The sequence below is a fragment of the Arthrobacter sp. TJ-178 genome (assembly GCF_058269275.1).
This window is the reverse complement of sequence record NZ_JBZCNK010000005.1, coordinates 276,427-295,139: the sequence shown is the minus strand read 5'-3', so window position 1 is coordinate 295,139 and position 18,713 is coordinate 276,427. Positions and strand designations below refer to the sequence as shown.

Sequence of the window (18,713 nt, the reverse complement as noted above, 5' to 3'; positions counted from 1 at the left end):
CGTGGTTGAGGCTACCGTCCGCGGGAGGCCTTGCGGTCCGGACGGGCCTTGTACGGGTCAATGCCCTTGGGGATCGGCAGGCGTGTTCCGAGAGCAGCCAGGCGCTTGTTGACGGCCTGGACTTCCTGCTTGGTCAGGGCCTTGGGCAACTTCTTGGCTTTCTTGGCGACCTGGGAAAGGGGCGTCAGATTCTCGCCGCGGCCGGTCTGGATGACGTGCACGGGTACGTTCGGGGCAATGCGGTTCATGCGCCGGCGTTCGCCGTCGGCCAGCGCCTTGGCGCGTCCGGGGGCACCCTCGGTGACCAGGACGATGCCGGGGCGCCCGATGGCACGGAACACTGCTTCCTGGCTGCGCGGGTTCACGGCAACGGGCTGTTCCTCCAGGATCCAGCCCCGGCGCAGGATGCTCAGGGCGGCACCGGAAGCACCGGGCTGGCCCTCAATCTGCGTAAAGGCGGCGCGTTCGGCGCGGCGGGACAGCACGAAGACAGCTGCCAGCACACCCAGCGGGATCCCGATAATGAGCATCGTGATCCAGTTGTCGATCAGCAGGCCGATCAGCAGTGCGACGGCGACGATGCCCAGGAACGTGCCTGCCATCACCCACACCAGGTTGGGATCGTTGCGCCGCGTCATCTTGAAGACGTCGGCGATCTGCTTCATGCGGCCCGGGCCCTTTTTCTTCTTTTCCGCTTTGGGCTTGCGGGAGAAGAGACCGCGGCGGGCGCTCTTGGGTGCGTCGGAATCTGTGCTGTTGGCCATAGTGGTTCAATTCTACGTGATAGCCGCCGTGGGTTTGTCCGTCCACCGCACGGGCAAACGCGGAATTCCGCGGTTCCCGCGAAGCAGGTTCGCGGCAGGCGTACACGCGCCGCTGTGCGTTACCTCGGCCAGCGGCGGTGCGGACATCAACCGCGGGCGAGAATGGAGGAAGCCTCCTGCAGCGTTGAGCCTGAATCCTCGATGTGCGCCAGCAGCGGAGGCAGTTCCAGGCCCTTCTTGCGCATGGCTCCGGCCCACAGCCGTCCGGCCCGGTAGGACGAGCGCACGAGAGGACCGCTCATCACTCCCAGGAAGCCCAGCGCGGTGGCTTCATTGCTCAGTTCGACGAATTCCTGCGGCTTGACCCACCGGTCCACGGGCAGGTGGCGCTCGCTGGGGCGCAGGTACTGGGTGATCGTGAGGAGGTCGCAGCCGGCGTCGCGCAGGTCCCGCAGTGCGCCGGAAATTTCCTCGCGCGTTTCCCCCATGCCCAGGATGAGGTTGGATTTTGTGACCATGCCCAGTTTCTGGCCCTGGGTAATGACATCCAGCGAGCGTTCGTAGCGGAAGGCCGGGCGAATGCGTTTGAACAGCCGGGGTACGGTTTCCACGTTGTGGGCAAACACCTCGGGACGGGCATCACAGATCGCTTCGATGTGCTCGGGCTTGCCGGAAAAGTCGGGAATCAGGATTTCGACGCCGGTGCCCGGGTTCAGCTCATGGATCTTGCGGATGGTCTCGGCGTAGAGCCACACGCCCTCATCTGCCAGGTCGTCGCGGGCCACCCCGGTGACGGTGGCGTAGCGAAGGTTCATCTTTTGCACCGAACGGGCCACCTTGACCGGTTCGAAGAGGTCTACGGCTGAGGGCTTTCCGGTGTCAATCTGGCAGAAGTCACAGCGGCGGGTGCACTCGGAGCCGCCGATGAGGAAGGTGGCCTCCCTGTCTTCCCAGCATTCAAAAATGTTGGGGCAGCCTGCCTCCTCGCAGACAGTGTGCAGGCCCTCTTTTTTGACCTCCCCCTTCAGCTGCACGTACTCGGGGCCAATGGCCACCTTGGCCTTGATCCATTCCGGCTTGCGTTCCACGGGTACGGCCACGTTGCGCTGTTCGATGCGCAGCAGGCGGCGTCCTTCAGGGGCAAGAGTCATAGGAGTGCTCCTTTCGACCGTCCGGCTGCGGTGGCGCCGGTTTCCGGTGAGGGGGTGTCCGTGGCCCGAACAGGGTGTTCGCGGACAAGGTGTTCCCGGCGGCGGAAGAGTTCTTCTTCCACCCGGGTCACCAGATCGGCCGGTGCAACGGTGCGGCCGGTTTCGGCCGAGATTGAGGTGGTGCCGGCATCGGTGATGCCGCAGGCGACGATCTGGCTGTAGGGATCGAGGTCATTGCTGCAGTTCAGGGAAAATCCGTGCATGGTGACGCCGTGGTTGACGCGGATGCCGATGGCGGCAATCTTGCGGTCCGGACCGCCGCCCCGGATCCACACTCCGGACCGGCCGGCAACGCGCTCGCCGGTAATCCCGAAGTCGGCAAGGACCGCAATGAGCACGTCTTCGAGTGTGGAGACGTAGTCGGCGATCTTGCTCGGGTCCGGCAGCCGAAGGATCGGATAGCCGACCAGCTGTCCCGGCCCGTGCCAGGTCAGCTTGCCGCCGCGGTCCACGGATACCACCGGGGTGCCGTCGAAGGGGCGCTCATGCTCCTCGGTGCGCTTGCCCGCCGTGTACACCGGAGAATGCTCCAGCAGAAGCACCGTGTCCGGTGCCGTACCGGTCAGGACACTCTCATGCAGGGCGCGCTGCCGGTCCCAGCCGTCCAGGTAATCCACGTAATCCGGGGCAAGACCGATGCGCAGGAACTCCAAAGCCATGGGGACAGCCTAGACTGCCGCAGTCAAAGTTCCGACTATGGCCTTGGTCACACTGCCTCTGTGGCCCGGAGCGCTGTCGGGAAAGGCTTGTGGATAACTTCTGCAGGCAGCCGCAATGGGGGCTAGAACAGAGTCCATGGACAATCAAGGAACGGCCGGCATCCCTGCCCCGCCGGTGGTTGAGCAGGGTTATCAAGCGGGCGGGCTCCTGGGATCGGGGCGCACTGCTGCGGTGTGGCTGACTCAGCGGGAGGGGGACGGTGCCCGCTTTGCGCTGAAAATTCCGGCCGTGGCAGCAGGAGGACCAGGAACCACCTTTGAAACCCGGCGTGAGCTGAACATCCTGACCCGGTATGAACACGCTAACCTCCTGCGCCTGCACACCGTGCTGGAAACGGACCAGGGTCCCGGGCTGCTGATGGAGTGGGCAGCCGGGGGCTCCTTCGCCCGTCTGTCCCGTGCCCGGGGGACCCTGTCTCCGGGGGAGACTGTCACCGTGCTGGTGGGCATTGCATCCGCACTCGATTATCTGCACGGCCTGAACGTGTCCCACTCGGACGTGTCCCCGGGCAATATCCTTTTCACCGCAAACGGCAAGCCGCTGCTCGCGGATCTGGGCACGGCCCGGCTGTTTGGAACAGGTACGGGAATATCCGCAGCACCGGAAGAGGACATCTTTGCCTTGGGAGCCGTGGGATGGCTGGCTCTGACGGGACGGGCGCTGCCCCCGGCAGAACGACGCTTGCCGCTGGCTGCGCTGGTGCCGGAAATTCCGGAGGCGCTCGCCGAGGCGGTTGACGCCGGCCTGCAGGAAGACCCGGGACTCCGCCCGAATGCCGCCGAGTTCTCCCGTCTGGTTTATGCGTCGGCCGCCGCGCAGCCGTTGGATTTGGCGTTGCCTGAGGCAGCAGCCGCTCTTCCCGGGCCGCAGACGCGGCGTGCCCGCCGGGACTCACATCAGGCAGCGGGCAGGGTTTGGAAGCAGTCTGTGAGGTTGCGGCGCGAACCGGACGCGGAAAGACCGAGAGCTTCCCGGCGTCAGCCCAGCCCGCTGGTGCTGGCGGGAGCGGCGGTCCTCGTGGCGGCAACCATGGGGCTGGGAGCTGTTGCCGTGGCAGCACCGGAGATCCTGCAGAGCGGGGGGAGGGAGTCCGCTTCGGGAAAGGAAAATACAATGGGGGAGAGCGGGGCATCCGGGAATCCGGCGCCGGCAGGGGACGGGGCGCAAGCGCAGACGGAGGCAGGGGTTGGGGAGCAGCAAGCCCCGGAAGCCGCACCGGTCCCGGCGAACGCTCCGGCACCGGGCACCTCCCCGCCGCAGCCGGGGCCTATGTCTTTGGCGCCCGCTCACGATCAGGACCTCCAGCAGATGGTGCGCGGCGAAGACCCTGTGCAGGCCGCTCGGGCACTCGCGGAACTGCGGGCACGGGCCTTTAGCGCCGCTGACCGGGAACAGCTGAACAGCGTCAATGCACCGCGCTCGCCGGCCATGGAAACGGATCAGGAGGAGATCGGCAAACTCAAGGCATCAGGCACCGTTCTCTCCGGTCTCGGGGTGGAGATTGTCTCGGCCGAGCCGGCCCGCCCCGGTCCGGAAGGGCGGGTCAGTGTTCGGGCAGGAGTCTCCACATCCGCGTACGAGGAACGGGATGCCGGAGGCGGCGTGGTGCGGAACGTGGCTGCGGTGCCCGCTCAGGACGTAGTGCTGGTGCTGCTGCGGAGCCCGGACGGGTGGCGCATTGAGGACGTCCTGGCACCCCCTGCCTGAGACCACCGGATACCTCTGGCCCGGGTTCGGGAGACAGTTCTAAGGAACACGTTTCGGCTAGGTTTGGGAGATGCTGACCCTGGAAACTCCCCGGCTGTTCCTTCGCCCCTACACCGACGACGACGCCGCGTTCGTCCTGGATCTGTACTCGCGCCGGGAAGTTCAGCAGTTCCTGGGCGTTTCCCCGAAACTGATGAAGGATTCCGCCGAAGCGCTGGCTTTGATCGCCGCCTGGAACAGGCTGGACGACGGCACCTGCGGCGTCTGGGCCGTCCAGGTCAGCGACGCCGCGGGTCCGCGGAACCTGGCCGGGACGCTGCTGTTGAAGCCCATTCCGGCGTCCGGGCCCGAACGGAGGCCGTCCGGGGACATCGAAATTGGCTGGCACTTCCACCCGGACAGCTGGGGAAAGGGGTACGCGCCGGAGGCCGCAGCCGCAGTTCTGGACCATGCACTAGCCCGGGGGCTGCCGAAGGTGGTGGCCGTCATCAATCCTGCCAACGGAGCTTCCCGGCGGGTGTGCGAGAAAATCGGCCTGCATCATCAGGGAATCACGGACCGGTACTACAACGCGGTCTGCGAACTCTTCAGCACAGAAAAGCCGGCCTGTCCCTGAGTTGCCCGGACGTTCCTGAAAGATAGGATCGCACCATGAGCCCAACTGCGTACCTTCGTTATCCCGATCTGCACGGCGACCTTCTCACCTTCGTGGCCGAAGACGACGTCTGGATGGCTCCGGCCGACGGCGGACGCGCCTGGCGCGTCTCGGCGATGGCGTTGCCCGCACGCAGCCCGAAATTCTCTCCGGACGGCACCGCCCTGGCCTGGCAGGTGGTCCAGGGCGGCGCTCCGGAGATCGTCACGGCGGATGTGGAAGGCGGAAACTTCCGGCAGCTGACCTTTTGGGGCAGCCAGAGCACCCGTCTGAAGGGCTTCAATTCTGCGGGGCAGGTCATTGCCACTACCTCGGTGGAGCAGGAGGACAATCGGCTGCGGTGGGCTTTCAGCGTGCCGCTGAACGGTTCGGCGCCCACAAAGCTCCCCTTCGGGCCGGTGGAAACGATCGCTGAGGGCCCTGCCGTCGGAGACGAGCGCCCGGTGGTCATCGGCAGCATGCTGACCCGTGAGCAGGCCTGGTGGAAGCGTTACCGCGGCGGTACGGCAGGGAAACTGTGGATCGATTCGGACGGCTCCGGGGAATTCGAACGCCTGGTTCCCGAACTCGACGGCAATCTCTCGGACCCGATGTGGATTGACGGCCGCATCGTGTTCCTCTCCGATCATGAGGGCTACGGCAATCTCTACTCGGTTACGCCCCGGGGCACCGACCTGCGCCGGCATACCGATTTCGACGGCTTTTACGTGCGGCATCCTTCCTCCGACGGGACCCGCATCGTCTTTGAGTCCGCCGGCCAGCTCTGGCTCCTGGCGTCGCTGGATGCGCACGCCCAGCCGGTGGAGATAGTTCTTGGCTCGGCGTCCAGCGCCCGCCGCCCGCGGCCGCTGGACGTATCAAAACACCTTGCCGAGGTTGTTCCCGAGGCCACGGGTACGGCCAGCATCGTGGAAACCCACGGCACCCTGCACTGGCTGACCCACCGTGACGGACCTTCCCGTGTTATCCGGGCGGACTCATCCGTGCGCGCCCGCCTGGGCCGGCCGCTGGGGAATTCCCGGGCCGTGTTTGTGGCCGACGACGGCGGCGAAGAAGCCCTTTACCTCAAGGATGTCTTCGCTGATATCGACACCGCTGCCGCGGCCGCAGAGTCGACGGGGAACCTGGCCCGGGACATGCCCGCCGCGGCACACCGCCCGGAGGCCCCCGGCGAAAGCGCCGGCTTTGTCCTGCCCAGCCCGGTGCCCGCAGCCGGGGCGGCCGCAGGCTCGGAAGTCCGGGGTCCGCGCGGCGCCGGCCCCGGGAATCCGGACTTCGAACAGCATCAGGATCCATTGGCTGGCCCGCGGCAGGCGCCGGGGGCCGGCACCGTTCGCATTGGCTTTGACCGTCCGACCCGGGTCAGCCAGCTGGTACCCAGCCCGGACGGTCAAAACGTGGGCGTGGCGACCGAGTACGGTGAAGTCTTTGTGCTTGATGTCGCTGCGGCGCGGCTCGTCCCGGTTGCTGCCTCCGAGTTTGGAGCCGTTGACCAGCTGGCCTTCTCGCCTGACTCCCAGTGGCTCGCCTGGGCGGAACCCGTCAGCGCCCAGGGCCGGACCAAGATCCGCCTGCGCTCCGTACGGGACGCCGCGGCACCGGTGCTGGACGTGACCGACGGCCGGTTCACCGACCACGATCCGTCCTTCACCACGGACGGCCGGTACCTGGCATTCCTCTCCGAACGCAGCTTTGATCCGGTGTACGACACCCACCGGTTCGACCTGAGCTTCCCGTCCTCCACGAAGCCGTTCCTGGTGGCGCTTGCTGCCGGGACGCCGTCGCCGTTCGGCCCGTCGGTTTCCGGCGGCGGGCTGCCGGAAACCGTGAACTCGGCGGCGGAGGGCACCGCATCGACGGCTGACTCCGCCGCGGATAAGGCGCCGGCCGTGCGGGTGGACGCGGAGCGGATTGGGGACCGCATTATTGCCGTTCCCGTCCCGCAGGGGCGTTACGACAGGCTCCGTGCCGCTGAAGGCGCCCTGCTCTGGCAGGCCACGGACATTTTTGGAGTGACCGGCGACGGGAGGGCCACGGCTGCAGACCGTGACCCGGCATCCCGGCTGGAGCGCTTCGATCTGGCGACGAAGGAAACCACCGTCCTGGTTCCGGCCCTGGACAGTTTTGAGGTCAGCGGTGACGGCACCAAAGTGGTGGTGCGTCACGACGGCGGTGCCCGGGTGATCCCGGCAGGCTCGAAGGTGGAGGAGGACTCCGCAGAGAGCATCCGCGTTGATCTGGACCGAATCCGCGTCCGGCTTGATCCCGTCAAGGTCTGGGGCCAGGCCTTCGACGAGGCCTGGCGCCTGCAGCGGGATTTCTTCTGGGCTCCGGACATGGGCGGACTGGACTGGCAGGGCGTGCACGCCCGGTACCGTCCGCTGGTGCAGAATCTCGGCAGCCATGATGACCTGGTGGACCTGCTGTGGGAAATGCACGGCGAGCTGGGCACGTCCCACGCGTACGTCACTCCGACGCCCGTCACTGAACAGGGATCCGGAGGTCAGGGATTCCTCGGGGCAGACCTGCGCCCCGGAGTCCGCGGCTGGGAAGTGGTGCGCATTCTCGGTGCGGAGTCTTCCGACCCGCAGGCCACCTCGCCGCTCAGCGCCCCCGGAGCCGACGTTCATCCCGGGGACGTCATCGCCGCGGTCGACGGCGTTCCGGTGCCGCCGGGCGAAGGCCCCGCCCCGCTGCTGGCGGGTGCAGCCGGACGCACAGTGGAGCTGACCATCGTCTCCGCCAACGACGGCGCCCCGCCCGCGCAGCGGCGCATCGCCGTCGTTCCCCTGCGCAGCGAGGAGCGGCTCCGCTACCAGAACTGGGTGCACGCGAACCGCCGCATTGTCCGTGAAGCGTCCGGCGGTGCCTTCGGGTACCTGCATATTCCCGACATGGTGGCCAACGGCTGGTCGCAGCTGCACCGGGACCTGGACCAGGAAGCATCCCTGCAGGCCCTGGTGGTGGACATCCGGCGTAACCGCGGGGGACACACCTCCCAGCTGGTGGCGGAACTGATCGGCCGGAAGGTCACAGCGTGGGAAAACCCCCGCGGCGGCCAGCCCTCGACGTATCCGGCTCATGCTCCGCGCGGGCCCGTGGTGATCCTGGCGGATGAGTTCGCCGGCTCAGACGGAGACATCGTCACCCAAACCGCCAAGCTGCGAAGCATTGGTCCGGTGGTGGGCACCCGTACCTGGGGCGGCGTCGTAGGAATTGACGGGCGTTTCGATCTGGTGGACGGCACCGTGGTGAACCAGCCTCGGTTTGCCTACTGGTTCACCGGCGGCGTGGGGTGGAGCGTGGAGAACCGCGGTGTGGACCCGGATATCGAGGTGGCATTCCCGCCGCAGGCCTACGTAGCGGGGGAGGACCCGCAGCTGGAGCACGGCGTGGGAATCCTGCGCGAAATGCTCTCAGAACTGCCCACCGACCAGCCTCCGGCATTTGCGGGCTACCGGTCCCTTCAGCCGGGTCCGCTTCCGCCGCGTCCGCAGGCTGAGCTGGGGCCGGCGATATTGGATGAGGGAACCGTCCCGGGACCAATTGCGGCCTCCGGGTGGGGTCCGGGCATTTCCTAGTTCCCTGGAGTCGGCGGTAGGCGCGGTGCGGGCGTCTGCCGCTCTGGAGCGCTGGATGGCTTGTCAGCGTTGTCTGCGGTTTGCAGCGCCGGTAAAGTCAAGCAGATGGGTACGTCTCCCGATTCCCCACCAAAGCACCCCGTCGCCGTCGGCGTTTATACCTGACGCCACGCAGCCTCGGAGCAAGGAATAAGTATGAGTACCGGCACCCGTCCGTCATACCTGCGCTGGGCAGCTATCGCACTCGTCTTTGTCGGCGGCGGATTCGGTGCCGCCAGCCGCGAGGGCCTTTCACTCGTTATCCCAAACCTCGGTCAGGTACCGATCGCCATCCCGATCATCAACGTGGTCGGCGCATTTCTGCTCGGCTACCTCTACGAAGCCGTCACCCGTCTGGACAGCGCGCGCCCCACGGGCGCGAACCTCAAGCTGCTTCTGGGCACCGGATTCTGCGGCGGCTTTACTACCTACAGTTCCCTGGCCACGGACACCGCGGTGCTCTTCCGCGACGGACTGCCGGGCTCTGCGGTGGTCTACGCCCTCGCAACAGTGATCGTCGGCGCCTTCGCCACCTGGGCGGGCATCGCCATTGCGACCGCCGTCAATAACCGCAGCACAGGGCCGCGCAAAGATCAGCAGGAGGATGCGACATGACCCCCGGAATCTTCCTGTTGCTTGCCCTGGCCGGCGGTGTGGGCGCCGTGGTGCGGTTCATGTTGGACGGATTCATCCGAGCCCACTCCAAGACGCGGTTCGCGTGGGCGACGACGATCATCAACGTCTCCGGTTCCCTCGTGCTCGGCTTTCTCACCGGCCTCACCATCGAGCACCTGGTGTCAACCGATGTCAGCATCGTGATCGGCACCGGATTCCTCGGCGGCTATACGACGTTCAGCACCGCGAGCTACGAGACGGTGCAACTGATGAAAAAGGGCCGCTACGGTGCGTCATTTGTCAGCGGCATTGTCATGCTCGTGCTTTCCGTAGCTGCTGCTGTGATCGGCCTCTGGGCGGGCGTGGAGCTGTAAAGGCACCGCGTTGGCGCCCAGGCAGGGCCGCGACGGCGAGAGGAAGGGCTTGACCTCAGGCTCGGCCCGTCAGCCCGCAGCCGGCGCGGCCGTACTGTCACGGACGACGAGGCGCGTTGCGAGGTCCATCCGGGGGATGGTTTCGAGGGTGCTCTCGCTCATGCGGATCACAAGCCGCGCCGCTTCCTCGGCCATCTCCGTGAGCGGCTGATGAACGGTTGTGAGTGCAGGACTGGACCACTGAGCGAGCTGCAGATCGTCGTAACCGACGATGGACAGATCAACGGGCACCCGGAGCCCGAGGGTTCTGGCCGCCTCGATGACGCCGAGTGCCTGGAGGTCGCTCCCCGCGAAGATCGCTGTGGGTCGGTCGGGCAGCGTCAGGAGTTCGAGAGCGATGCTGCGGCCGCCGTCGACCCGGAAGTTGCCGAATCGAACGAAGCGTTCATCGATCTCAATACCGGCCGAGTTCATGGCGGATCGGTATCCGTCGACGCGGGCGAAGGAGCACATCATGTCGTCGCGGCCGGTGATCGCGGCAATCCGGGTGTGTCCCAGTTCGATGAGATGGCGAGTGGCAACGAGGCCGCCTGACCAGTTCGCCGACCCGACCGCGGGGACATCGGGAGCCGGATCGCCGGCCGGGTCGATGATCACGAACGGAATGGCGCGGGATTGGAGGGCCGCCTTCGCTTCCGCCGCGAGATCGGCGAAGAGGAGCACCACCCCGACCGGGCGCCGGCGGAGAACCCCGGTGATCCAGGCCGGGGACGGAGAGTGGCGGTCACCTGATTCGGTAAGCACGACGCTCAAATCGTTGGCACGAGCGACATTTTCGACTCCACGGATAATCTCCATGGCCCAAGCTGTCTCGAGTTCGGGGAAAACGAGCTCGATCAAGGTGTCTCTGTTGGGCAGGCCCGGGCGTCGCTGGTAACCGTGCTTGCCGAGGAGCTCTTCGATTTTCGCCCGCGTCTGTGCGGACACGTCTGACCGTCCGTTGAGGACTTTCGAAACCGTGGAGAGCGAAACTCCGGCCTCATCGGCCAATTCATTGAGTTTGACCTTGCGACCTGAGCCGGTCATGGGCGTCCAATCTGTATTTGTTGCGGGAAACACTTGCGTTTCACCGTGCCACTGCTAGGCTCACACCACACTAAGTGCTTTCGACAGAAATGTCGAAACTTTCGAGAGGCGTTCAAAGATGAACAAGCACAGTATCAGGAAGCTGCTGACAGTCGGGGCGGCGACCGCAATCGCCCTCGGCGGCCTGTCAGCGTGTGGCTCCGACGGTGGAGCAACAGAAGACGGTGACGTCACCATGACGTTCTGGCATAACTCGACCACGGGCGCCGGCAAGGCGCACTGGGAGAAGACGGTCGCAGCGTTCGAGGAGGCAAACCCCGGCGTAACGATCAACATTCAGTCCGTCCAGAACGAGGAGATGGACGGGAAGCTCCAGACGGCGCTGAACTCCGGCGATGCACCCGACATCTTCATGGCGCGGGGCGGCGGCAAGCTTGCGGATGTCGTTGCGGCCGGCCAGGCCATGGATATTACGGATTCCATCGACGACGCCACCAGGGCCGCTGTGCCCGAAGGTGTTTTGAATGCCTTCGAGGTCGACGGCAAGATTTACGGCATGCCCACCGCCGTGCTGCCTGGCGGCATCTTCTACAGCCAGGATCTCCTCACCGAAGCGGGCGTCGACACGGCGCCGACGACAATGGATGAGCTCGGTTCCGCCGTCGACAAACTCAAGGCTGCCGGAATCGCCCCCGTCGCCGTCGGCGCCAAGGACGCCTGGCCTGCTGCCCACTGGTACTACTTCTTCGCGCTGCGGTCGTGCTCGCAGGACACGATGAACGAAGCGGCCGAGTCGAAGAAGTTTGACGACCCGTGCTGGCTCGAGGCTGGTAAGGAGATGGAAGCGTTCGTGGAAACGGAACCGTTCAACGACGGATTCCTCACCACCTCGGCACAGCAGGGAGCAGGCAGCTCTGCAGGTCTCCTCGCGAATCACAAAGCAGCAATGGAACTCATGGGCGCATGGAACCCGGGCGTCATCGCATCGCTGACCCCTGACGAGTTGCCGCTGGAAGACCTGGACTGGTTCCCGTTCCCGGCCATCGACGGTGGCGACGGCGCCGAGGGCGCCATGATGGGTGGCGTCGACGGATTCACCTGCTCCGCCCAGGCGCCGAAAGAAGAATGCACGGCATTCCTGAACTTCTTCATGCAGCAGGAGTACCAGGAGGACTACGCGGAGGCGTTCCAGACTCTCCCCGCCAACCAGGACGCCCAGGCAGCTGTCACTGATCCGGCGCTCCAGTCGATCCTTCAGGCGTACAACGACGCACCGTACGTTACGGTGTGGCTCGACACCCTGTTCGGCCAGAACGTCGGAAACGCGCTGAATAAGGGCGTTGTCGACATGCTCGCCGGTCAGGGCTCTGCTGAAGATATCGTCTCCGCTGTGAACGACGCAGCGGCCAAGGGATAGCAGCAGAAAATGACTGAACCTGCAGGCGGTGCTCCGTTGATGACGGACGCTCAGCCGCCGCGGGGCACGGTTACGGCAGGGGACGGCGCCCGCGCGTCGTCCCCTGCCGCACCGCGGCCCAGGCGGCGTCCAACGGACTGGCGCAAGCGCCTCGAGATCACGCTTCTGGCCGGGCCGGCCATCTTCGTGTTTGTCGGCTTCGTCATCTTCCCGGTCGTCCTCGCCGGCTACTACGGCTTCTTCCGCTGGAAGGGCTTTGGGCCGGCCACAGACTTCGTCGGTTTCGAAAACTACAAGATCATCTTCCAGGACAGCGCGTTCCACGACGTGCTGCTTCACAACGGGTTCATCCTGGTGCTCTCCCTGGTCATCCAGGGCCCCATTGCGGTCGTCCTCGCCCTCCTGCTCAACCGGAGTATCCGGGGCCGCTCGCTCATCCGCGTCCTCATCTTCGTCCCGTACATCATCTCCGAGGTCATTGTCGGGATCGGCTGGGGTCTCATGCTGCAGACATCCGGCGCCGTCAACGGGCTGCTCGACAGCATCGGGCTGGGAGCCTTCAAGGCAGACTGGCTTTCCGATCCGAAGATCGCCATCTGGTCCCTGATGGTGATCATCTCGTGGAAGTACATCGGCTTTGCCGTCATCCTTTTCCTCGCCGGGCTGCAGAGCATCCCCACCGAACTGTTCGAGGCGGCCGCGATCGACGGCGCGAGCTACTGGCAGATCCAGCGCTCCATTACGCTGCCCCTCCTCGGGCCGACCGTGCGGATCTGGGCGTTCCTGTCAATCATCGGTTCGCTGCAGTTGTTCGACCTGGTCTTCATCATCTGGGGCCAGTACGTCGCCTCGACTGCCGGGACATCGACCATGGCCACCTACATGGTCGCCAACGGACGCACGTCGGGCAACTTTGGCTACGGCAGTGCTGTCGCCGTCGTCATGTTCCTGATCTCCCTCGTCATCGCATTGATCTACCAGCGGTTTGTTCTTCGGCGCGACACCGCCGGTGCCCTCACGTCAGGAAAGAAGTGATGACTGTTCTCGAAACTCCCACGCTCCCGCGCACGAAGCGTCCGCCGAGGGAGCGCCAGCCGTGGGGCAGCCCCGCGACCTACTTCGTCGCCTTTGTCTTCATCTCACTCTGTCTCGGACCGGTCATCTACATCATTCTCGGTGGGTTCCGCGACAACTCGCAGATCACCAATTCGCCCGCGGGATTCCCGAGCCCGTGGAATTTCGGCAACTACGCGGAGGTGCTCGCGAGCCCGACCTTCTGGCACCAGGTCGGCAACTCGACGATTGCCGCGCTCGCTACGACCATCGGTGTGGTGGTGCTCGGCCTGATGGCAAGCTTCGTCCTCGCGCGATACACGTTTGTCGGCCGCGGAGCCATGTATTCACTCTTCGCCGCCGGGCTCATGTTCCCGATGACCGTGGCGATCACGCCGCTGTACATCCTCGTTAGGGACCTGGGCCTGATGAACAACCTGGGCGGCGTGATTCTCCCGCAGATCGCCTTCGGGCTGCCGGTGACGATCATCATCCTGGTGCCGTTCCTCAAGGCAATCCCCGATGAAATCGAAGAGGCGGCGTCGATCGACGGCACCAGCCGGCTGGGCTTCTTCTTCCGGATGGTCGTTCCTTTGTCGCTGCCGGGAGTGGTGACGACGGGCATTCTTGCCTTCGTGGCGAGCTGGAACAGCTATCTTCTGCCGCTGTTCATCCTCAGTGACCAGGCGACGTACACCCTGCCGCTCGGAGTCCAGGCGTTCGCTTCGCAGTATTCGGTGGACACGGCAAAGGTACTTGCCTTCACCTCACTGTCCATGATTCCAGCACTGATATTTTTCACGCTGTTCGAGCGTCGCATCGTCGGCGGACTCACCGGCGCGGTCAAAGGTTAGGACTTCCCTTGAGCAACACAACATCCACGACGACTACGCCGGCATGGCACGACGTCAGCGCATCCGCTTCGGACCGCGTCGAAGCACTCCTGGCCGAGCTCACGCTCGAGGAGAAGATTGCCCAACTGTTCGGCGTCTGGGTCGGCGCGTCCAGTGAGGGCGGGGACGTTGCCCCGCACCAGAACGACATGGACGACCTCGTTGACCTCGATGCGCTTCTGCCGAACGGGCTCGGCCAGTTGACCCGGCCGTTCGGCTCGGCTCCGGTCGACCCGGCGCTCGGGGCGCTGTCCCTCCTCCGCAGCCAGCGCCGGATTGCGGCATCCAACCGGTTCGGCATCCCGGCTGTTGCGCATGAAGAATGCCTTGCCGGCTTCGCCACCTGGGGGGCGACCGCCTATCCGGTGCCCCTCGCCTGGGGGGCCTCGTTCAATCCGGAGCTCATTGAGCGCATGTCACACCGCATCGGGTCTGACATGCGCTCGGTCGGCATCCACCAGGGCCTTGCCCCGGTGCTCGACGTGGTGCGGGATGCCCGCTGGGGTCGGGTCGAGGAGACTATCGGCGAGGACCCGTATCTCATCGGCACCATCGGAACGGCGTACGTCCGTGGCCTCGAGTCAGCAGGGATAGTCGCAACTCTCAAGCACTTCGTCGGATACTCGGCGTCGAAGGCCGGCCGTAACCTCGCGCCGGTCTCGGTCGGTCCGCGTGAACTCGCTGACGTGCTGCTCGTCCCGTTCGAAATGGTCATGCGCGAAGGCAAGCCGCGTTCGGTCATGCACTCCTATACCGACCTCGACGGCGTGCCATCCGCGGCTGACGAGTCGCTGCTCACCGGAGTCCTGCGCGACACCTGGGGTTTCGACGGCACCGTCGTGGCCGACTACTTCGGGATCGCCTTCCTGAAACTGCTTCACGGCGTCGCGGGTTCGTGGGGCGAGGCCGCCGCTCTCGCGCTCACTGCGGGCGTGGATGTCGAACTGCCGACGGTGAAGACCTTCGGTGCGCCGCTGACTGAAGCGGTCCGGTCGGGTGCCCTGTCCGAGGCGGTCATAGATCGTGCCCTCCGGCGTGTGCTGCGCCAGAAGGTCGAACTCGGACTGCTTGATCCTGACTGGGATGCCACGCCTGCAGCGTTGCGCGGCGCCGACGTGGACAACGCGGAAGGCATCCGCGGCACCATCGACCTGGACAGCGCCGGTAATCGGACGGTCGCCCGCCAGATCGCCGAACAGTCCATCGTGCTTTTGAGCAACGACGGGATCCTTCCGCTCGCCGCCCCGCGCCGGATTGCTGTCGTCGGGCCGACGACCGACGACCCCTTCGCCGTTCTCGGCTGCTACTCGTTCCCCGCGCATGTCGGCGTGCAGCACCCTGACACGCCCCTCGGTATCGAACTGCCTACCCTGCTGGACAGCCTCCGCATCGAGTTTCCCGAAGCCGACATCGAATACGTTCCCGGGACGACGATCGACGGAGGAGAAACCGCCGGGATCTCCGCAGCGGTGGATGCTGCAACGCGGGCCGACGTCGTCATCGTCGCCCTCGGCGACCGGGCCGGGCTCTTCGGCCGCGGCACGAGCGGTGAGGGCTGCGACGTCGAGTCGCTCCGTCTGCCCGGTGCCCAACAGAACCTTCTCGACGCCGTCCTGGCAACATCTACTCCTGCCGTCGTCACCCTGCTCGCCGGACGACCGTACGCGCTGGGATCCGCTGTCACGGGCGCCGGCGCGATCCTGCAAGCGTTCTTCGCAGGAGAAGAAGGAACCGCCGCGCTTGCCGGCATCCTCTCCGGCCGGGTCAATCCGAGCGGACGCCTGCCTGTCAGCATCCCGGCCTCAGAGGGGACGCAGCCGTCCACATACCTGGCCGCTCCTCTGGGGCGCTCCAACGGAGTGTCCAGCATTGACCCGACCGCCGTCTTCCCGTTCGGACACGGGATCGGGTATACGACCTTTGACTGGAGCGCCGGCCAGCACGGGCCGGGAACGATCGGAGTCGACGGCACGGCGACCCTCGGCCTCCGTCTGCGCAACACCGGTGACCGTTCCGGGACAGAAATCGTCCAGATTTACGTCCACGATCCTGTCGCGTCAGTGGTGCGCCCGGTGCAGCGTCTGGTCGGTTTTCATCGCGTTGACCTGTTGCCGGGCGAATCCGTCGAGCTCTCGATACACATTCCCGCAGATGTCACCAGCTTCACCGGCCGAAACGGCGAGCGGGTGGTCGAACCGGGGGAGATCGTCCTTGGTCTCGGAGCGTCGAGCACCGACATGCGAATCACGCAGTCGGTGCAGCTCTCCGGTGAAGCCCGCGTCGTGGGCTTTGACCGGGCCTTCCACCCGAGTTTTAAGGAGATCGCACGGAGCGCCTCATGAGCGTCGATCACCGTCGGGGAAGCGCGCAGGTCACCGTGCTGGACTCCGTCGGCAACCCTGTGCCCAACGCGGAAGTCACTGTCGAACAGCAGCGCCATCACTTCGCCTTCGGCAACATCGGTTTCGACTTCATCCCGCTCGCCAATGGGGAGACCGAGCAGGATGCCGCCGCGGAGCCCGTTTTCGGCGGGGCAGGGCTCGCTGGGCTGCCGGATCTCGAGGCGATGTGGCTCGACCTCTTCAACACGGCGACCCTTCCGTTCTACTGGCGGGGATTTGAGCCGACCCGCGGCAAGCCTGACACCCGAAGACTTCTCCGGACCGCCTCGTGGTTCGCTGAGCACGGAGTGGCGGTGAAGGGGCATCCGCTTACCTGGCACACGCTCGCGCCCGAGTGGCTCACCGGTTTACCGGCAGCGGAGATCGAGCGGCTGCAACGCGAGCGGATCCGGCGCGAGGTGACCGACTTTTCCGGGGTCATCGACACATGGGACGCCATCAATGAAGCCGTCATCATGCCCGTGTTCACTGCAGAGGAAAACGGTATCACCCGGCTTGCCCGGAGCATTGGCCGCGTGCCCATGATTCAGCTCGCGTTCGAGGAAGCCCGCGCCTCCAACCCTTCGGCGACGCTCGTCTTGAACGACTTCGACTTGTCCAGCGACTACGAAGCTCTGATCGAGCGCGTGCTTGAAGCGGGGATCACCGTGGACGCGATCGGCCTGCAGACGCACATGCATCAGGGATATTGGGGAGAAGAGACCATGCTGGCGGTGGTCGACCGATTCGCCCGCTTCGGGCTGCCCCTCCATCTGACCGAGACAACCCTGCTGTCGGGGGACCTCATGCCGCCGGAGATCACCGACCTCAACGACTATCAGATCCCCTCCTGGCCATCGACACCCGAGGGAGAGGCCAGGCAAGCGGACGAGATCGTGCGCCACTATCGCTCACTCGTTGGCCACCCGGCGGTGCAGGCCATCACCTACTGGGGGCTTACCGACGACGGAGCGTGGCTCGGCGCGCCGGGCGGGTTTGTTCGCGCCGACGGCACGCCGAAACCCTCCTTTTACGCGCTGCGGTCCCTGATTAAGGGCGAATGGTGGCTGCCGCAAACGACGATGCGCACGGATCATGACGCACGCTTGTCGATCACGGGTTTCTTCGGTGATTACGTGATTAGGCGCGACGGGCAAAGCGCACCGCTCTCGCTCTCGCCGGGGCGTGACACGGCCACCGTCCGATTCCGCTGACACCTCAAAAGACTCTCCACGCGGCGAGTGCAGGTCGCCGCGGCTGAATAAGCTTGGAGGTCTCCTGCACGCCTAGGGGCGCTTGGCCGCAGGAATGTAATGGGCAATGACCAGGAACACCCAGGTGGTGAGGATGTACGGCCAGGTGTAGGTGGGAGCGTCAAGGCGGTGCATCACCACTGTGACCACAGCGGTCACCACGGTTCCAATCACGGCGAGCACCCAGGACACTGAACTGCTGCGCAGGAACACCACGGCGAGCGCGATGGCGGTGAGGACGCCGGAGTAGCCGGCCAGACCGTTTGCGGTTTCGGTGAGCGACTCTCCCATTGCCAGGGCACACAGGCTGCCCACCACGCTGCCGAGCAGCCCGGCCAGGCCGACTTTCCACCCGGCCACGAACAGCCCGATCAAAATGAGTGCCCCCGCCCACACATTGTTGATCAGCACCACTTCGGACACATTGGTCAACAGGGAGCGTGCAAAGGCGAGCGGCTCCGAGTCTATGGTGCCGGACTGCGCCGCACTTACACGCAGCGGTTCGGTGCTGAGCAGTATGACCGTCGCAACAAGGCAGAACGGTGCAGTCGTTGACGGCAGGTTATAGGCCTTCAGCGGCGTCTTCGTGAACAGTGCGACCACCAGCCATGTGACCGGGGCACACAGCAGCCCGCCCAGGAGCGCGATGGGGTATGACTCCCACCGGCCGCCGATGGCAGAGTAGGTCCCGGCACCCACCAGGGCGCCGCAGAAGCCCTGCAGACCCGAAGTCACGGACGACGGATCGGCCTTGAGCAGGAGTCCTCCCAGCGTGTTTCCCGCACAGCCGATCAGGACAAGCAGTGCCATGCGCCAGTCAGCGACGACGAAGGCGGCCAGGATCAGCAGCGCCGTGTAGGTATTGCTCTGGAAGAAGATCTGCGAGAGCCCCTGACACCAGCCCTTTAGCCAACCCGCGCCCGAGATGGGAGAGTTCGATGCGGTTGCGCCAATGCTGCTCATG

The 18,713-nt window shown here is 65.5% G+C and carries 15 protein-coding genes; 10 read left to right on the top strand and 5 right to left on the bottom strand.

The features are described from left to right. Nucleotides 1-11 precede the first annotated feature (11 nt). The 3 genes from AC4D2Q_RS15070 to lipB form a co-directional block, all read right to left on the bottom strand. The gene (locus AC4D2Q_RS15070; RefSeq protein ID WP_490947299.1) at nt 12-764 is read right to left on the bottom strand and encodes a DUF4191 domain-containing protein; all 753 of its coding nucleotides are present in this window, start codon (nt 762-764) and stop codon (nt 12-14) included. Between the two features lie 146 nt (nt 765-910). Next, a complete protein-coding gene (gene lipA / locus AC4D2Q_RS15065; RefSeq protein WP_490947298.1) occupies nt 911-1,915 on the bottom strand; it encodes a lipoyl synthase in 1,005 nt (334 codons plus the stop codon). After that, nucleotides 1,912-2,634, bottom strand: a complete 723-nt coding sequence (gene lipB, locus AC4D2Q_RS15060; protein ID WP_490947297.1) for a lipoyl(octanoyl) transferase LipB — start codon at nt 2,632-2,634, stop codon at nt 1,912-1,914. The genes lipA and lipB overlap by 4 nt, the downstream gene beginning before the upstream one ends. A gap of 136 nt (nt 2,635-2,770) precedes the next feature. Here lipB and AC4D2Q_RS15055 point away from each other — a divergent pair, with 136 nt between their 5' ends. The 5 genes from AC4D2Q_RS15055 to crcB all read left to right on the top strand — a co-directional run bounded on the left by AC4D2Q_RS15055 (nt 2,771) and on the right by crcB (nt 9,666). Next, complete coding sequence (locus AC4D2Q_RS15055) at nt 2,771-4,402, top strand: protein kinase domain-containing protein (protein ID WP_490947296.1); 1,632 nt, start codon at nt 2,771-2,773, stop codon at nt 4,400-4,402. Nucleotides 4,403-4,472: 70 nt separating this feature from the next. After that, nucleotides 4,473-5,018: a GNAT family N-acetyltransferase gene (locus tag AC4D2Q_RS15050; protein WP_490947295.1), complete on the top strand. Its 546-nt coding sequence runs from the start codon at nt 4,473-4,475 to the stop codon at nt 5,016-5,018. Between the two features lie 35 nt (nt 5,019-5,053). Beyond that, complete coding sequence (locus AC4D2Q_RS15045) at nt 5,054-8,638, top strand: S41 family peptidase (RefSeq protein ID WP_490947294.1); 3,585 nt, start codon at nt 5,054-5,056, stop codon at nt 8,636-8,638. A 195-nt stretch (nt 8,639-8,833) separates the two neighbouring features. Next, on the top strand, nt 8,834-9,292 hold the full coding sequence (locus AC4D2Q_RS15040) for a fluoride efflux transporter FluC (RefSeq protein ID WP_227908751.1): 459 nt from the start codon (nt 8,834-8,836) through the stop codon (nt 9,290-9,292). Continuing rightward, complete coding sequence (crcB, locus tag AC4D2Q_RS15035) at nt 9,289-9,666, top strand: fluoride efflux transporter CrcB (RefSeq protein ID WP_490947293.1); 378 nt, start codon at nt 9,289-9,291, stop codon at nt 9,664-9,666. Before AC4D2Q_RS15040 ends, crcB begins: the two co-directional genes overlap by 4 nt. A 69-nt stretch (nt 9,667-9,735) precedes the next feature. Here the strand turns inward: crcB and AC4D2Q_RS15030 are convergent, their stop codons facing one another. Continuing rightward, the gene (locus AC4D2Q_RS15030; RefSeq protein WP_490947292.1) at nt 9,736-10,752 is read right to left on the bottom strand and encodes a LacI family DNA-binding transcriptional regulator; all 1,017 of its coding nucleotides are present in this window, start codon (nt 10,750-10,752) and stop codon (nt 9,736-9,738) included. A 118-nt stretch (nt 10,753-10,870) separates the two neighbouring features. Here AC4D2Q_RS15030 and AC4D2Q_RS15025 point away from each other — a divergent pair, with 118 nt between their 5' ends. From AC4D2Q_RS15025 to AC4D2Q_RS15005, 5 genes are read left to right on the top strand one after another with little or no spacing between them, the layout of a single operon-like run. Next, the gene (locus AC4D2Q_RS15025) at nt 10,871-12,169 is read left to right on the top strand and encodes an ABC transporter substrate-binding protein (RefSeq protein ID WP_490947291.1); all 1,299 of its coding nucleotides are present in this window, start codon (nt 10,871-10,873) and stop codon (nt 12,167-12,169) included. 9 nt (nt 12,170-12,178) lie between these two features. After that, nucleotides 12,179-13,204: a carbohydrate ABC transporter permease gene (locus AC4D2Q_RS15020; RefSeq protein WP_490947290.1), complete on the top strand. Its 1,026-nt coding sequence runs from the start codon at nt 12,179-12,181 to the stop codon at nt 13,202-13,204. Continuing rightward, the gene (locus AC4D2Q_RS15015; RefSeq protein WP_490947289.1) at nt 13,204-14,076 is read left to right on the top strand and encodes a carbohydrate ABC transporter permease; all 873 of its coding nucleotides are present in this window, start codon (nt 13,204-13,206) and stop codon (nt 14,074-14,076) included. The genes AC4D2Q_RS15020 and AC4D2Q_RS15015 overlap by 1 nt, the downstream gene beginning before the upstream one ends. A gap of 8 nt (nt 14,077-14,084) precedes the next feature. Beyond that, nucleotides 14,085-16,457 carry a beta-xylosidase/alpha-l-arabinosidase gene (locus AC4D2Q_RS15010; protein ID WP_490947288.1) on the top strand — a complete coding sequence of 791 codons (2,373 nt, stop codon included), beginning with the start codon at nt 14,085-14,087 and terminating at the stop codon, nt 16,455-16,457. Next, on the top strand, nt 16,454-17,710 hold the full coding sequence (locus AC4D2Q_RS15005; RefSeq protein ID WP_490947287.1) for an endo-1,4-beta-xylanase: 1,257 nt from the start codon (nt 16,454-16,456) through the stop codon (nt 17,708-17,710). The genes AC4D2Q_RS15010 and AC4D2Q_RS15005 overlap by 4 nt, the downstream gene beginning before the upstream one ends. Nucleotides 17,711-17,782: 72 nt before the next feature. Here the strand turns inward: AC4D2Q_RS15005 and AC4D2Q_RS15000 are convergent, their stop codons facing one another. Next, on the bottom strand, nt 17,783-18,712 hold the full coding sequence (locus AC4D2Q_RS15000; RefSeq protein ID WP_490947286.1) for an urea transporter: 930 nt from the start codon (nt 18,710-18,712) through the stop codon (nt 17,783-17,785). Nucleotide 18,713 lies beyond the last annotated feature (1 nt).

Bases quoted from the DNA above. Each gene is read 5' to 3' on its own strand.
- AC4D2Q_RS15015 (WP_490947289.1), top strand. From the start codon at position 13,204: ATGACTGTTCTCGAAACTCCCACGCTCCCGCGCACGAAGCGTCCGCCG.
- AC4D2Q_RS15000 (WP_490947286.1), bottom strand. From the start codon at position 18,712: ATGAGCAGCATTGGCGCAACCGCATCGAACTCTCCCATCTCGGGCGCG.
- AC4D2Q_RS15045 (WP_490947294.1), top strand. From the start codon at position 5,054: ATGAGCCCAACTGCGTACCTTCGTTATCCCGATCTGCACGGCGACCTT.
- crcB (WP_490947293.1), top strand. From the start codon at position 9,289: ATGACCCCCGGAATCTTCCTGTTGCTTGCCCTGGCCGGCGGTGTGGGC.
- AC4D2Q_RS15020 (WP_490947290.1), top strand. From the start codon at position 12,179: ATGACTGAACCTGCAGGCGGTGCTCCGTTGATGACGGACGCTCAGCCG.
- AC4D2Q_RS15025 (WP_490947291.1), top strand. From the start codon at position 10,871: ATGAACAAGCACAGTATCAGGAAGCTGCTGACAGTCGGGGCGGCGACC.
- AC4D2Q_RS15050 (WP_490947295.1), top strand. From the start codon at position 4,473: ATGCTGACCCTGGAAACTCCCCGGCTGTTCCTTCGCCCCTACACCGAC.
- AC4D2Q_RS15070 (WP_490947299.1), bottom strand. From the start codon at position 764: ATGGCCAACAGCACAGATTCCGACGCACCCAAGAGCGCCCGCCGCGGT.
- AC4D2Q_RS15030 (WP_490947292.1), bottom strand. From the start codon at position 10,752: ATGACCGGCTCAGGTCGCAAGGTCAAACTCAATGAATTGGCCGATGAG.
- lipB (WP_490947297.1), bottom strand. From the start codon at position 2,634: ATGGCTTTGGAGTTCCTGCGCATCGGTCTTGCCCCGGATTACGTGGAT.
- lipA (WP_490947298.1), bottom strand. From the start codon at position 1,915: ATGACTCTTGCCCCTGAAGGACGCCGCCTGCTGCGCATCGAACAGCGC.
- AC4D2Q_RS15005 (WP_490947287.1), top strand. From the start codon at position 16,454: ATGAGCGTCGATCACCGTCGGGGAAGCGCGCAGGTCACCGTGCTGGAC.
- AC4D2Q_RS15040 (WP_227908751.1), top strand. From the start codon at position 8,834: ATGAGTACCGGCACCCGTCCGTCATACCTGCGCTGGGCAGCTATCGCA.
- AC4D2Q_RS15055 (WP_490947296.1), top strand. From the start codon at position 2,771: ATGGACAATCAAGGAACGGCCGGCATCCCTGCCCCGCCGGTGGTTGAG.